Annotated in this window: 16 protein-coding genes; 6 read left to right on the plus strand and 10 right to left on the minus strand. The window is 42.5% G+C overall.

Annotated elements, in window-relative coordinates; translation table 11 throughout:
* Positions 1-111: 111 nt before the first annotated feature.
* The 3 genes from pth to psbH form a co-directional block, all read right to left on the minus strand.
* On the minus strand, positions 112-750 hold the full coding sequence (gene pth, locus NWP22_RS06360; RefSeq protein WP_271732657.1) for an aminoacyl-tRNA hydrolase: 639 nt from the start codon (positions 748-750) through the stop codon (positions 112-114).
* A 34-nt stretch (positions 751-784) separates the two neighbouring features.
* A complete protein-coding gene (locus NWP22_RS06365) occupies positions 785-1,057 on the minus strand; it encodes a TatA/E family twin arginine-targeting protein translocase (protein ID WP_271732655.1) in 273 nt (90 codons plus the stop codon).
* Positions 1,058-1,219: 162 nt separating this feature from the next.
* Positions 1,220-1,423 carry a photosystem II reaction center phosphoprotein PsbH gene (gene psbH, locus NWP22_RS06370; RefSeq protein ID WP_200988973.1) on the minus strand — a complete coding sequence of 68 codons (204 nt, stop codon included), beginning with the start codon at positions 1,421-1,423 and terminating at the stop codon, positions 1,220-1,222.
* 191 nt (positions 1,424-1,614) lie between these two features.
* On the opposite strand from psbH, the gene psbN reads away from it, so the two are divergent.
* Positions 1,615-1,746 (plus strand): photosystem II reaction center protein PsbN, encoded by a 132-nt coding sequence (gene psbN, locus NWP22_RS06375; protein WP_200988972.1) that lies wholly within the window; start codon positions 1,615-1,617, stop codon positions 1,744-1,746.
* Positions 1,747-1,771: 25 nt separating this feature from the next.
* Here psbN and NWP22_RS06380 read toward each other — a convergent pair whose 3' ends face one another.
* A complete protein-coding gene (locus NWP22_RS06380; protein ID WP_271732652.1) occupies positions 1,772-4,900 on the minus strand; it encodes an alpha-mannosidase in 3,129 nt (1,042 codons plus the stop codon).
* Positions 4,901-4,992: 92 nt separating this feature from the next.
* On the opposite strand from NWP22_RS06380, the gene NWP22_RS06385 reads away from it, so the two are divergent.
* The gene (locus tag NWP22_RS06385; protein WP_271732650.1) at positions 4,993-6,372 is read left to right on the plus strand and encodes a hypothetical protein; all 1,380 of its coding nucleotides are present in this window, start codon (positions 4,993-4,995) and stop codon (positions 6,370-6,372) included.
* 12 nt (positions 6,373-6,384) lie between these two features.
* Here the strand turns inward: NWP22_RS06385 and NWP22_RS06390 are convergent, their stop codons facing one another.
* The 4 genes from NWP22_RS06390 to mnmE all read right to left on the minus strand — a co-directional run bounded on the left by NWP22_RS06390 (position 6,385) and on the right by mnmE (position 10,043).
* Positions 6,385-7,290, minus strand: coding sequence for a lysophospholipid acyltransferase family protein (locus NWP22_RS06390; RefSeq protein WP_280801636.1), 906 nt, complete (start codon positions 7,288-7,290; stop codon positions 6,385-6,387).
* Positions 7,291-7,383: 93 nt separating this feature from the next.
* Complete coding sequence (locus NWP22_RS06395; RefSeq protein WP_280793145.1) at positions 7,384-7,716, minus strand: hypothetical protein; 333 nt, start codon at positions 7,714-7,716, stop codon at positions 7,384-7,386.
* Between the two features lie 29 nt (positions 7,717-7,745).
* Positions 7,746-8,516 carry an SDR family NAD(P)-dependent oxidoreductase gene (locus tag NWP22_RS06400; protein WP_271732648.1) on the minus strand — a complete coding sequence of 257 codons (771 nt, stop codon included), beginning with the start codon at positions 8,514-8,516 and terminating at the stop codon, positions 7,746-7,748.
* Between the two features lie 135 nt (positions 8,517-8,651).
* Complete coding sequence (gene mnmE / locus NWP22_RS06405; RefSeq protein WP_271732647.1) at positions 8,652-10,043, minus strand: tRNA uridine-5-carboxymethylaminomethyl(34) synthesis GTPase MnmE; 1,392 nt, start codon at positions 10,041-10,043, stop codon at positions 8,652-8,654.
* A 94-nt stretch (positions 10,044-10,137) separates the two neighbouring features.
* Here mnmE and NWP22_RS06410 point away from each other — a divergent pair, with 94 nt between their 5' ends.
* Positions 10,138-10,341: a hypothetical protein gene (locus tag NWP22_RS06410; protein ID WP_200988967.1), complete on the plus strand. Its 204-nt coding sequence runs from the start codon at positions 10,138-10,140 to the stop codon at positions 10,339-10,341.
* Positions 10,342-10,411: 70 nt separating this feature from the next.
* Here NWP22_RS06410 and NWP22_RS06415 read toward each other — a convergent pair whose 3' ends face one another.
* Positions 10,412-11,392 carry an aldo/keto reductase gene (locus tag NWP22_RS06415; RefSeq protein ID WP_280801637.1) on the minus strand — a complete coding sequence of 327 codons (981 nt, stop codon included), beginning with the start codon at positions 11,390-11,392 and terminating at the stop codon, positions 10,412-10,414.
* A gap of 21 nt (positions 11,393-11,413) precedes the next feature.
* On the opposite strand from NWP22_RS06415, the gene NWP22_RS06420 reads away from it, so the two are divergent.
* Together NWP22_RS06420 and NWP22_RS06425 are read left to right on the plus strand one after the other, a co-directional pair.
* Positions 11,414-11,575: a hypothetical protein gene (locus NWP22_RS06420; RefSeq protein WP_280793142.1), complete on the plus strand. Its 162-nt coding sequence runs from the start codon at positions 11,414-11,416 to the stop codon at positions 11,573-11,575.
* 295 nt (positions 11,576-11,870) lie between these two features.
* Positions 11,871-12,644, plus strand: a complete 774-nt coding sequence (locus NWP22_RS06425; protein ID WP_280801638.1) for an N-acetylmuramoyl-L-alanine amidase — start codon at positions 11,871-11,873, stop codon at positions 12,642-12,644.
* Positions 12,645-12,674: 30 nt separating this feature from the next.
* On the opposite strand, the gene ilvA is transcribed toward NWP22_RS06425, so the two are convergent.
* Positions 12,675-14,186 carry a threonine ammonia-lyase, biosynthetic gene (gene ilvA / locus NWP22_RS06430; RefSeq protein ID WP_280801639.1) on the minus strand — a complete coding sequence of 504 codons (1,512 nt, stop codon included), beginning with the start codon at positions 14,184-14,186 and terminating at the stop codon, positions 12,675-12,677.
* Between the two features lie 192 nt (positions 14,187-14,378).
* On the opposite strand from ilvA, the gene NWP22_RS06435 reads away from it, so the two are divergent.
* Positions 14,379-14,662 (plus strand): hypothetical protein (locus tag NWP22_RS06435; protein ID WP_280801640.1); only part of this gene is annotated, 284 nt, incomplete at its 3' end.

Raw genomic sequence — 14,662 nt, forward strand, 5'->3', positions numbered from 1 at the left:
ATTTAGGCTTGACCTAACATCAGCAATAGTACATTGCCTTAATTATTACATAAGATTTTTGGATATACCCCACCACATCTCAGAGGTGAGGGTATATTATTTTCACGTAGTTTATGGATAGACTGGGATATTGTGGCTATTACAACGATTCATCGCCTTTTCTACTCCCTGTTTCAGGCTAAATTCTACACACTCAACCACAAACTGAAGCACAAGAGATATCAGTTGACTTTCATCTGCAGAAAACTTGCCTAAAACATGAGAGATTGATTCAGACTTATCGCTATTACTGCCATCATTGGGTTTACCAATGCCGATGCGTAAACGCGGGAAGTTTTGGGTGTTAAGGTGGGAAATTGTACTCTTCATCCCATTGTGTCCCCCGGCCGAACCAGACAACCGTAAACGAGTTTTACCCAAAGGTAAATCCATATCGTCATAAATCACCAGCACTGACTCAGGAGGTAATTTATACCAACTAGTCACAGATTGAATGGACTGTCCAGAGCGATTCATATAAGTTAAAGGTTTGAGTAAGCGGACTTTACCCCTACCCGGGGCTATTCCCTCGCCATACTCACCCTGAAACTTGCGATTTTCCCCTAAAGGAATTTGCCAAGCACGAGACAGTGCATCTATAGCAGCAAAGCCAACATTATGGCGTGTTTGGTCGTACTTAGGCTCAGGATTTCCCAACCCGACAATTAGTTGAGGAATCACCAGAGATGGTTTCGTAACACTTTCTGTCATTATGCCTTAAATCAATTTTTTGGCTAGTCCTTCCCTAACTGATTGGGGAGGAACCGGCCGCATCCTGTTCAGATTTAGTGGCTTCGAGTTGCTTGGGTTCGATTTGTGCGGAAGTTTTCACAGCCTGTTCTATTTGTTCAGCTTCCCGTTTAAACTCATTTTGAAACTCACTAGAAGCTTCTTGAAAACCCCGCACTGCTTTACCGAGACTACGACCAATTTCTGGTAACTTCTTGGGGCCAAAAATCAACAAAGCCACTACCATAATCAGACCCATTTCCGGTAGACCGATACCAAATATATTCACGCCCTTTCTCCTATAAATAGACAATGCGGTCAAGTTAGGCCGGGGAGAATCGAAATCAAAACTCCCCTTATGTATATCATGCTGACTTATTTAAGGCTAACGTTTTTGGTATAAAACCAAAAAAAAACCCGGACAAGCCGGGTACAGTTGCGCTGTATTGACTTAGCCGCCCAAAGAGCGCCAATCAACCATTACGTCCTGAATCAACAGAGACTTGTTGTAAACTTGCAAAATAATCAGCAGAAACACGAAAAATAGGAGCATAAAAACACCCATTAAAGGCGTAGTACCCCAACCAGGGGCAACCTTACCGTACTCAGAATTTAAAGGTTTGAGTATATCTCCCAACCTAGTGCGTTGTGCCATAGTTCACCTAAGATTCAGTTACCAAAGCTTTTTTTCATCTTCTGTAATATTCTACTATTACCACGAAGCGCCTGAGTCATAACTTGCCATAGGGAAAATAATTTTAGTGACAGCGAAACAAATGTTAAAATAAACAGTGCCAATCTAGGCCAAGTTTAACCATAATAGCACTCATAATTAATTCTTCATTTATGGACACCGCAACAATTGTTAGTATTTCCGTTGGCGCTGCCTTAGTTGCCATCACGGGTTATGCCATTTACATTTCCTTCGGTCCTCCTAGTAAGCAGTTAGCAGACCCCTTTGAAGACCACGAAGACTAGAGTGAGGGAACAGTGCGCAGGCTGTTTACTGTTCACTGTTCACCTCAAAACTGGCAATTTTCCAAGGTTCTATGATTGAGTTTTGCGGCTGGGATGATTTCGCTTCTAACAAATCTACAGCATTTCCCAAACTTAGCCCTAAATGACTCTGTAAACTTAACTGCGCTGTGTCTCCCTGACATTCATAACACCGGAGGATGAATTGCTGGGGGTTGTCCTCAGAGGGCTTGAAGGCCATTAAGATTAAATTGGCTGCGGATAAATTGAGGAAACTCACACTTTCACCGGGTGAGGGTGTAGCATCCTGAGTAGTGGGGGGATTGATAACTACTTGTAAGGGAATATTCAACTCATACCCACGCTGAACTGTGTTGGCTGTTTCCCAACTACCCCCGTGGGGATATAGGGCGTAAGTAAATTCATGTAGTCCTCTGTCTGTTTTTGGGTCAGGCCAGTTGGGACTGCGTAGCAGGGTGAGGCGTAATTGATTGCTTTTACTATCGTAACCATATTTACAGTCATTCAGCAAGCTGACACCATAAATATTTACATAAATATTTACATTATTTACATTTACCTGAGTTTCCCCAGTTAAATCAGCCCAACGCAAGGCGGGAACTTCCCATTTAGCCTGTTCTGCGGGTGTTTGGGGTTGAGTAGGGCGACGAATGACACCGCAGGGAATTTCATAAGTTGCAAAATCAGCTTCTACATTTACAGGAAAGGCTGCTTTTACCATTACCTGATTTTCTTGCCAATTAACGGTGCTGGCAATTTTTAGCAATGGCGAACCAGCTTGTAAAATATAATCTTGGCAAAATTCCGATTTACCTAATTGACGCACCACCCGGACACGACTTTGTACTAGGCCTTGGTCTAACCATGCTAAAGATTTTAGTTGTGTGGGTGGTAGGGGATGTTGGGCATAATTGGGGTCAATATTCCAAGCATCCCAATATTGTCCGCTATCTTTAAAGGCTTGTAGTTGATTACCCGCACCAGTTAGAATTTCTCGTTGATGGGTTTTATCAAATACACTAGATAAATCTCCCGTGTCGGGATTAATTATCACCCGCAGAAATTCATTTTCTAAAGTCCAGTCGGGGGTGTTGGGGGATTGGGGGGTTGGGGATGTGGGGGAAAGCCAAAAAATGCGGTAACCTACCGGGGGAATTTCAGGAGCTAGAAACAGCAGTTTTCTGTCTGCTGATATTTGAGAAGTAATTGGCTGTCCTGAAAGGTTGTAGACTTGCCATTGTGGGTGAGATTCAGGTAGTGTGACACAGACAACCTCAGAACGTTGCCAATTGAGAGCATTGAAGATAAATATCGGTTCTGATTCTGGATGGGGGGGAGGGGGTAGAATGGTTTGGGAGGCGATCGCTAATAAAGATTCTTGTAATATCTTTGTTCCTACTGCTTCCACTTGCTGCCATTCTGGGAGTGCATCTTGATAAACTTGGGTAATGGAGGAACCAGGTAAAATATCGTGAAACTGGTTAAATAAAACTTGTTTCCAAGCCTTTTCGATTTCAAGGGGATAGGTCACCCCACAGATCAGGGAGGCTAAACTAGCAAATAATTCTGCTTGATATAATAAATTTTCACAGCGTCGATTGTACCGTTTTTGGTCTGCATGGGTAGTGTAGCAACCGCGATGAAATTCTAAATATAGTTCGTCATTCCAGGTAGGTAGAAGGTTGTTAGCTTGCTCCTGGATTTGCTGTAAATACTTTTGTGAGGTGGTAAACTCTAAATCTGGGAAAACATCAGACCTTTGCCAGCGTTGGGCAGTTTCTAGCATATCACGGGTAGGACCGCCCCCATGGTCACCCACCCCGGGAAGCCACAGGGACTGTTTAAAACCGGTTTTGCTTTGCCATTCATCAGCGTATGTTGCCATTTGTACCGGGTCAATACCTTGACCGATAAGTGCGGACATCATACTAAAGATTTGACTACCATCAGGCGATCGCCACCAAAAAGCGTCATAATCAAATTGGCTAGTATCATTCCAGCGTAACTTTTGAGTTACAAAAAACTCAATACCAGCATTAACTAGAAACTGGGGTAAAGTCGCACAAAAACCAAAAGTATCCGGTAACCAAGCTACCGGGGACAACTTACCAAACTTAGCTTGGATATAACGCTGACCATACAACAGCTGACGTACAATAGACTCACCGGAAATCAAATTTAATTCCGGTTCCACCCACAAACCCCCCACAACCTCCCAGCGTCCAGCTGCTACCTGGGCTTGAATTTGCCTAAACAAATCTGGGCGATGTTCCTCTACCCAAGCATAAAGGGCTGGGGTAGAATGGCAAAAAATCAACTCTGGAAAATCAGCCTGTAACCGCAAAACCGACTCAAAAGTATTTTGCGCCGCTTTCCAAGTGTCACTCACCGGCCAAAGCCATGCTAAATCTAAATGAGCATGACCTAATAAATAGATTTTAGGATTTAAACTGTTGATCAACCCCGATAACCGCTGATAAACTTCCCGTAGCTCCTTGTTGGCGATCTGTGTCCCCCTGGGGTTTGTTACCTCCCGCAACCCCTGCGCCAAATCAACCAAACGTTCCGGCGCAAACTTTGCTAAAAACAGTTGTACCACCGCCAACTCATCAGCCATAAAACCCGGATCTGGATGATCATGATCATTAGACTCATAAATTAGATGCGATCGCACCAAAGCACCATCATCATGTCCCGGACTGACTAAACGTATAGTCACAACAAATTCATCCCCAGCCTTCACCCCTTGACTTAGCAGCACCCTGGGGGAACAATCAAATAAATCTCCCTGTAGCACTAACTCCCCATTCACATAAATCTCAGCCACATCGGCCCACCACACCAAAGCCAGGCGTAAAGACAAACCCGCTACAGAATAACCCTGTAAATTTGCGGGAACTACAAACTTTTGTACCAACCACAGCACCTTTTTACCCCTTGTCCAAGCAATATGGGCTTTAGCATTGAGATTTACAGGGTTCCCCGCTGAGATTTGAGATATATCAATTTCAGTAATCTGACAGTCACATTCCCAACCTACCCAACCAGACTGGACATTTACCTGAGAATAAGAGCGCAGTTGCTCAATAGTTGCCAAAATAAATTCAGTGTGAGATTTTGACATGGGCAGGGTCATATTTTCGATAAAATAGGGTTAGTTGCATATATTATTCTTGGGGGGGAGTCTCTCCACTCAACAAGACTCAAAAAAAGCAAATCACCATTATTATGTCTGGTTCTCTGGGTCGTTATCAAAGTAGACTACTAAATTTTGTCCACCAGCAAACTCGGCGGTTGACACAACAGTGGGATCACACCTTCCGACATTTGCAAGTTGCAAGTAAGTGGAGTCTGGAAATATTGCTTTACCCCCTCTACCAATTATTTCATCCCACAGAATTAGCAAATAAAACTTTAGAGGCTAAATCACCACCCAGACTGAAGTTACAACCGCAAGAGCCTAAATCTGACGCACCCATTGAACGAGTCTTAGCAGCAGTCAGAAGTTTACCTTCTGACTCTGAATCAGCACCTGTGAGATTTTTCCGGTTTTTGCGGTCAAAACTTGGGCGTTATCTCCCTACCCCACCCAGAAAATTTTCTGATGGCGATAGGGTGGCGTTACCTATAAATGAACGTAACATATGGCTAGGGAATGGTAGTAGGAGGATAACCACCCCACCCTATCAGGTGATTCAGGGAATTGCGACACACTTGGTAAGTCGTAATTTGGTACTTGTTACTACTGAGAATAAAATTTTAGATATTCTCACACCCAACCAACAAGCAAAATTAGCCGCCAGGATAATCTTTGAATTAGAAAATTCTCAACCACCTTGGCAGTTACCTGAAAACCAACCACACAGTCAATTAATTAGCAAGATTAAAAAATATATTTTAGCAACAATTACCGGCATAAGTAAAGTAAATATACCAGCTTTGCCGGAAAGTAGACCAAATAATTCATTTCCAACTAATAAATTAATTTCCTGGTTGGATACATCTGTGGCTAAATGGGAAACCAAGGCTTTGTTACCTATACAAAAGCGCAGCCAAGAGATGATTGCAATTGCTCAAACTGAGCTAAAAATATTGATTTATGGCAAACCAGAGGATATAGCAGTCAATGCTGATAGTTTAGAAACTAATCAACTGAATATTAGGGATTTAATTGCAGCTGCAATTAATTACTTTTTTGGGGGAAATAAACATAAAAAACTGGAAAAATCACCGGAAAAAATCCTGGCAAAATACCCTGATTCAGAAGATTTAGTCGGAGATTCCTGGTTAGATTTCCATGATTTGTTTAGTCATGATCCGACAGTCATATCCCTAAGTGGGTCTGATAGTCAGATCCAGACCAAATCTGCTTGGTTGCAAAGGTCTGTAAAAACCTCTCCAGGGGTTAATTCCCCAGCTACAACTGAGAATAAGTACCATAACCTGGAATTTGCGCCAGACTGGATAGAAGTTCCCGCAACTTTTATGGGCTATGATAAGCACCCTTTAGAGAAACTGCTAGAGTGGCTCGATAAAATTATACTATGGTTAGAAGAAATCATTGTCAAAGTTTTGCGGTCTTTACAAAACTTATGGCGTGGGAAGTAATCTTCTCTTGAACTACCAGAACATATGATTGAGAAAATGACGCAAAATCTTAATTCCTTTTGGTTCTACATAGTCAGTGGGTAACAGACTCAGTAAAGCGTTTTGTAAGGTTTCTAATGCTGAATCTACTTCCTGACGCTTAATTCTGGAAGTTTGAGAAAAGTATAATGGTTCCCCGAAGCGTACAGTTAACTTTTTGCCTAAATACAGGTCTTTTGTACCAATTATTACAACCGGTACTATAGGTACACCAGCCCGCAAAGCATAAACTACTGTTCCTCGCTTCAGAGGATGTAACTGACCCTCTGTGCTTCCTAAGCGTCCTTCGGGAAATACAACCAGTCCGTTACCACGGGATAACAAACCCTGGACAATGCGGTTAATTTTTCGCAGGGTGGGGATATCCTCCCCGGTGGGTACATTGTCCTCAATTGCTTGAGCGAGTTCTAGAAGGTCTTGTCGTTGGTGCTTACTTGCTTCTATGACTGCTATTTCTTCTTTCCAGATACGTTCTAAAGGAATCACACCACCCACGAAGCGCAATATAAAACGCTTCCACCACTTATTATAAAGAGTCCGAGCATCACCCAGAACGTAGTATTGGGGATGGGTGGGGAGTTCCCCGAGCAGTAGTAAGGGGTCGATATGGTGGAGATGGTTCGCTGCGAGGATAGCTGGTTTTTCCGGTATTCTCTCCAGGTTTTCCACCCGTACGCGAAACAAAGTATGGATGAAAGTTCGCAATACCCAACGACGCACCAGGGGATGAATTTTAGTTTCTGGATGTCCTTGACTAATAACTTCCAGACCCTGAAGAACTTCTTTGATTATATCCCGTACAGCGCGATCGCTGGCAGCAGCTACACCTTGTTTTACCCGCTCAATCGTTGCGGGGGTTAAATCAGCTGAGTCTTGCACAAAATACTTGTTAGTAGAAATTTTAATCAAACCTCTTGGAACTCATGAGTTAATCATAATTCTTGATGTTCAAATACAAGTTAACCTCCCGATTTAATTACTATTGATATCAGCGGAAAAATAGACTACTGAGCATTGGGAGTTTTTTACCACTAACACAGGTGTTCCCTTCACTGCTCCATGAGTGAGAGTACAAATTTTATACAGGTTTTCACAATCAAAAATAGCTAAAACTAGCTCTTGACCGGTGAGATATGGAAATGGTAAAGGTCTACCCACCTCAGATTCCATCTTGACACCGTTCTCAACCCAGCTTAACTTCCAAATCCGCTTTTGAGTAATTGGAGCTTGGGCGAATTGAGCAATCTTGTGATAAACATCTTCCGCTCTGGTATGGTCATTAGCAGCGGGAATAAAAAATTTCATGGGTTTTCCTCAGCGTCAGTTAATTTCAGCTACCAAGGTAACCTACTTCCATCCCAAGAGAAAAATTGACCGCTGTCGCCTTCTTCCAGTTGTGAAATCACCTGTAAGAGTTGCTTAACCGTACGTTCTACAGAGAATAACTTGTCTTTGGTGACATTTGTTTGAAATGGACGGGATAGACTTGTATCTGTTGTCCCAGGATGTAAAGTAACTAATAGCGTTTTAGGGGAACTTCTCCCATACTCAATTGCTGCTGTCCGCATAAACATATTCAGTGCGGTTTTAGAAGCACGATAACCATACCAACCACCCAGTTGGTTGTCGCCAATACTAGCTAATTTAGCAGAAATACTCGCAAAAACGCTGGGTTCAGGATGGCGGAATAAGGGTAACAGGTGTTTAGCCAGTAGAATAGAACCAATACTATTAACTTGGAAGTAGCGTAGTAAATTTTCTGAATTGATTTGTTTTAAACTTTTTTCTGGTTGTAAGGTGTCGTCGTGTAATATTCCGACACAGTTAATTACTAAGTGTAACCGGTTGACTTCGGCTTTGATGTGTTGGATAACTGCGACAATTTGGGACTCTTGGGTAATATCCATAGATAAACAAGTTAATTTATCAGGATATTCGTTTTGTAAAGCGATTAATTCCCCTGCTGTTTCTCTTTGACGATAGGCTGCATAAATTTTTTTGATTCTACTATCTTCCAATAAATTTTTCACAAAACCCAAACCTATCCCCTGACTAGCACCAACAATTAAGGCATTAGCAGCATTAAGATAATTTCCAAAAGCCATTTATTTCATCTTGATGAATGGAGGATTAACATAATGTATTTTACCCCATTTGTGTTTATCTGTGGTAACTTTCTCAGGATTATCTGGGATTAAATCTGTAGGGTAAAAGGGGGTAATCTACCCACACCATAAGATTTACTTACCAATACAGAATTTACTAAAAATTCTATCCAATACAGATTCTGTAACTTGCTCTCCGGTAATTTCTCCTAATGCTTGAATTGCGCCTCGTAAGTCGATTGTCCAAAAATCTAGGGGTAATTGTGCAGCTATTGTCATTTGTACTTGTTCTAAAGATATTTTAGCTTTAGTTAAAGCTGCGGCTTGTCGTTGGTTGATGGCTAAATCTAAATTAGCAGCTTGTATTTTTCCGGTTTGAACTATCTTTAAAATGGCTGTTTCTAAAGCATCAATTCCTTGATTTTTAGCCGCTGATGTGGTAACAATTTCCTCAACATTATCAGGATATTTACTAGATACAATAGATGTATTTTCTACTAAGTCAATTTTATTAACCACTAAAATCAAGGGACGGTCTTTTACTTGTTGGTAAATTTCCTCATCATTCTCAGTCCATCCCGCAGCAGCATCAATGGTGAATAATACCAAATCAGCAGCACTAGCAGCACGACGCGATCGCTCTACACCAATTTTTTCTACTTGGTCTACGGTTTCCCTAATTCCAGCTGTATCCAGGACTTGTACAGGTATCCCCCCCACCACTAGCTGGGACTCCACTACATCCCTGGTAGTACCTGGTAAATCAGTGACAATAGCGCGATCGCTCTGACTCCAAGCATTTAATAAGCTGGACTTACCGACATTTGGTCGTCCCACAATCGCCACTTTTAAACCTGTTCGCAGCAGTTCACCTTGATCTTTAGTGGCTAATAATTTACTAATTTCGGCAGCAATTTGATTAATCTGTGATATGATGCCTTTATCATCCAGGGGGGGTAGGTCTTCCTCAAAGTCAATCCTGGCTTCAATTTCTGCCAGAATATCTAAACAGTCAGCGCGTAACTGTCGGATGGGATGAGCCAATTTTCCCTGTAAACCAGCTAAAGCAGTTTGAGCAGCTTGGGGCGATCGCGCTCCCACCAAATCTGCTATACTTTCAGCTTGGGTTAAATCTAGTCGTCCATTTAAAAAAGCCCGGAGAGTAAATTCTCCTGGGTGAGCCAGTCTAGCACCCTGTTCTAAACACAGTTGTAAGACTTGCTGCACTGTAATCATACCACCATGACAATGGAATTCTACCACATCCTCACGAGTATAAGAACGGGGTGCTGCCATGATTAATAATAAAGCTTCATCTACTAATTGTTGGGTCTGGGGATGACGAATATAACCGTAAAGGATGCGGTGACTCTCCCAAACCTGACCCCCAGGAGCGTAAAATAGAGTTTGAGCGATCGCCATTGCTTGGGAACCAGATACCCGTACAATAGTAACGCTACCTTGTTGGGGAACCACAGCCGTAGCGATGGCGGCGATGGTTCCAGTAATAGCTAAGAGTTCCGACATAAGCGCCCTTTTTAGCAAAAAATTGTATATATATATATGCTCTTAGAGTAGCAAGAGTTTGAGATCATATATTTTCACTAGAGAGGAATTCACTATGGAACAAAAAATCAATTGTGCCGAAGCCTGCGTTAACGGCTGCGTTTTAGGGGATAATTGCCCCAATATCGAATTTAGAGAAGCCACAAGCAAATTTATTCAAGAAACTTCCTTAGACCAAATGCTGGCGATCGCAGAAGAACGCCTGCGCAAGAAAATCATGGAACCACCTCAATGGGTTTTTCCTGATAGCGATAGCTGAGGGTAAATCATAGATTCCAAAATTAAGCCTGTGGGTAGAGATGTGATTACCTGCGTCTCTACCAGTATTTTTACCGTGTTTGAAATATATTTTGTACCATTTTTTTATCTGTACTGGCTGCAGCTTGATCTAATGCGGTAATTTCGCCAGAGTCTAACCGCCATCCTAAAGCACCAATATTCTCCTGTGCTTGTTCCACACTTTTCGCACCGGGGATGGGAATGGTTCCCTTACAAATACACCAGTTAATTGCTACTTGAGACATAGTTTTATTTCTAGATTTTGCCACTTCCCGCAAACATTCCACCAGCGATCGCACTCCTGGTAATAGTTGTCTGAATAATAAACCCCGGATACCAGGGGGTAAATTCCCAGTTTCTGTATATTTTCCAGTTAATATCCCCAATGCTAAAGGACTATAGGCGATTAATTTTATCCCCAATTGATCACAAACATCTTTGAGACCTAATTCAGTCACCGGATAGGTAGATAGTAGAGAATACTGGACTTGTAAAGTCTTAATGGGAACGCCCCGCGCCGCAAATTTTTGATGTACAAATTGTAAACGTCTGGGTCCATAATTAGATAAGCCCACCCCCTTAACTAATCCTTGTGCGTATAAATCAGCTAAACCATCTAACAAACCTGATTCTTGCCAAGGTGCATAATTAGCTGTAGACCAGTGCATCTGCACTAAATCAACATTTTTACCCAAGCGTTGAGCCGATGACTGACAAGCTTTGACCATTGATTGACTTGTCCATCTCCAAGGATAAGCCGCCAACTTGGTCGCAATGCAGATATGCTCTTGATTTGCACCTTGATATTCTTTGGTAAATCGTCCCAGGAGTGACTCACTGCGTCCGTTTAATCTTCCAGTTCCGTAGGAATCACCTGTATCAAACAAAGTTACACCACTGCTCACACACAGGTTAAACACAGCTTGTAACTGTCCATCCATGCTTTGATTATATCCCCAGAGTAGTTGATTACCCCATGCCCAAGTGCCGCAACCCATCAGGGGGAGAGATAGTTTTTCGCTGCTGTGCATATTTACCGTTTCTAAACTTCTATGGCTATCACAATTCATTATGGAGGAGAACACCGAAAAGGCGATCGATTGATTATCCTGTGTTACCTGTGTACTGAGTTTTTTATGGTTTACCCCACCCTACCCTATCAAATAGTAACCCTAGATACGAAAAATATTTATCTAATATCTATCTTTAGATAGATGACATAAGTCATCTTAATGGCTATAAGTATAAGGCCGGCTTCAAAATATATGTATGATAAAAATTTACATATACTAGTAAGCCTACAAGCGAATTTAAGTCAAACAAATTCTTGGAGTAATCCAACTACCGAGGAGCACTCGGAAAGTTAACGCGCTTAGGAGAGAACCACCTCTGGGTTAAGTACCGCAAGGTGTCTAATCTAAGTGCACTCGTTGAACCAAGAATCTCCGGGGATTCAGCCCGGAGAGTGTCAATAAACCGTGATTGATTAGCCTTTAAGGAAATCCTCGTATGAAATTTGGAATTGACATAGGACACAACTGCCCTCCCCGTGATACTGGTGCAGTAGGTATAAAAAGAGAGGATGTCCTAACTAAAGATGTAGGCACTCGCCTGATGCAAAAATTAACTGCATTGGGTCACAGTGTGATCAATTGCACTCCTAGCACCGCCACCTCATCAAGTGATTCTCTTCGTCAACGAGTTAATAAAGCTAACGCCAATCAAGTAGACATCTTTGTGTCTATACATTTCAACGCGTTTTCTCCTACAAATGCTCCCAGAGGTTCAGAAGTTTTCGCCATTAGCAATGCTTCCCAAGCTATTGCTCGCAGAGTGCTCAATGAAATTGTCAAACTAGGATTTAAGGACAGAGGAGTTAAAAGCAAACCCGCTTTTTTTGTCATCAGGAATACTTCCATGCCGGCGATTCTAGTAGAATGTTGCTTTATTGATTCCAAAGCCGATATGGATCTGTTTGATGCCGAAAAAATGGCCGAAGCGATCAAAGTTGGCTTAGTGGGTAAAGATGCTCCTCCACCTCCCCCAGAGGATACCTGTTTACCTGGTACGTTAATCATTAAACAGCCAACCATCCTCAAACCTTCCACAGATCAATCCTCAGACTTACTCCCAGAAACTTTAGAAAATATTGTTCCGGGGGAATATCCCTTTTTAGATGCTCGTTTGGAAGAAAGACATTATTGGGTGAAATGGCCAGACGACAGTATCAAGGGACGAGATGAACATTTTATCTTTGAAGAACACGCGGAATTAAAAGCCTAAAATTGTCTTATATTTGGGGTAGACAGGGAGCTACCCCAAAAACAGTTTATACGCCAGATTCTGGCTTTCATCCCAATAACGATAACCAAGGGTATCTAAAAATGCTTGCCATTCCTGCATTTCCTGGGGAGGTACTTGCATTCCTACCACAATTCGCCCGTAATCTGCCCCATTGTTACGGTAGTGGAACATACTAATGTTCCAGTTAGGACTCATAGAACCGACAAATTTCATTAAAGCGCCGGGACGTTCGGGAAATTCAAACCGGTAGAGTAATTCATTATGAGCTAGGGGAGAATGTCCACCCACCATGTGGCGCAGGTGTAATTTTGTCAGTTCATCATCGGTTAAGTCAATGGTTTTAAAACCGTAAGTTTCAAAGGTTTCTACCATTTTGACTGCATCAGCACGGTTTTGGATTTGTACACCGACAAAAATATGGGCTTCTTTTTCGTCGGCTATGCGATAATTAAATTCAGTCAGATTGCGATCGCCTATACATTGACAAAATTTCCGCAGACTGCCCTGTTCTTCGGGAATAGCTACTGCAAAAATAGCCTCACGACGTTCGCCAAATTCGGCCCGTTCCGCCACAAACCGCAGACGGTCAAAGTTCATATTAGCACCGCAAGCTACAGCAATCAAGGTTTTTCCCTGAATTTGTTCTCGTTCAGCGTAGGCTTTAGCAGCTGCGATCGCTAATGCACCCGCCGGCTCTAAAATTGAACGTGTATCTTCAAACACATCTTTAATCGCAGCACAGGTATCATCTGTATCTACTAAAATAACTTCATCTACATAATTCTGACATAAACGAAAGGTTTCTGCACCCACTTCTCGTACCGCCACCCCATCAGCAAATAAACCCACCTGGGGTAAACGGACACGATGTCCCGCCTTCAGCGATTGTGACATAGCGTCAGCATCCACAGGTTCAACACCGATGATTTTAATTTCCGGACGCAATCGTTTAACATAAGCAGCAATTCCCGAAATCAAACCACCGCCACCAATAGCCACAAAAATTGCATGGATGGGTTGCTGGTATTGCCGTAAAATCTCCATCCCAATTGTCCCCTGTCCAGCAATCACCTCAGGATCATCAAAGGGATGAATAAAAGTCAATCCTTTTTCTGCCTCCAACTCACGAGCATAAGCGTAGGCATCATCATAGGTATTACCATATAATACCACCTCTCCCCCCCTAGCTTTCACCGCATCTACTTTAACTTGGGGGGTAGTCACCGGCATGACAATAATTGCTCGCGCACCTAACCGACTAGCAGCCAAAGCCACACCCTGAGCATGATTACCCGCAGATGCGGCAATTACACCTTGAGCTAGCCGTTCTGGTGTCAGATTTACCATCTTGTTATAAGCACCCCGCAGCTTAAAAGAAAACACTGACTGCATATCTTCCCGCTTCAGCAAGAGATTATTATTCAGTCGTTTTGAGAGATTAGGGGCATATTCCAGGGGGGTTTCCTGGGCAACATCATACACACGAGCAGTCAGAATTTGTACCAGGTAATCGCAATACATGGGGCTTATAGATGCGGTGATTTCAAGATAGATTCTTAATTTTACCTTTACTTGTGTACCTAGGTGGCAGAAAACTCTGAGGTTTAATACCAATTCTCTATGAAGCGGATAGCCTAGTCATCTATCCCAGTCAACAGTCAACAGTCAACCGTCATCACAGTTATAATCAAATCAACCTATACTTAAACTTTTATGACTAAATGGTTTAACACCGCTGGCCCTTGTCAACCGGATATACACTATACCCTACCCACCAGTGAACGCTTACCAGAGTTAAAACGCCTGATTGAACAGCGCAATTACTTTGTCATCCATGCACCCAGACAAACCGGTAAAACTACTGCCATGCTCACCCTAGCACAGGAATTAACAGCCAGTGGTAAGTACACCGCCGTCATGGTATCTGTAGAGGTGGGGGCGGCTTTTCCAGATAAACCAGATATTGCCGAATTAGCCATTTTAGACGCTTGGCGGGG

It is taken from the genome of Anabaenopsis tanganyikae CS-531 (assembly GCF_029891675.1).
Lineage (GTDB): Bacteria > Cyanobacteriota > Cyanobacteriia > Cyanobacteriales > Nostocaceae > Anabaenopsis > Anabaenopsis arnoldii.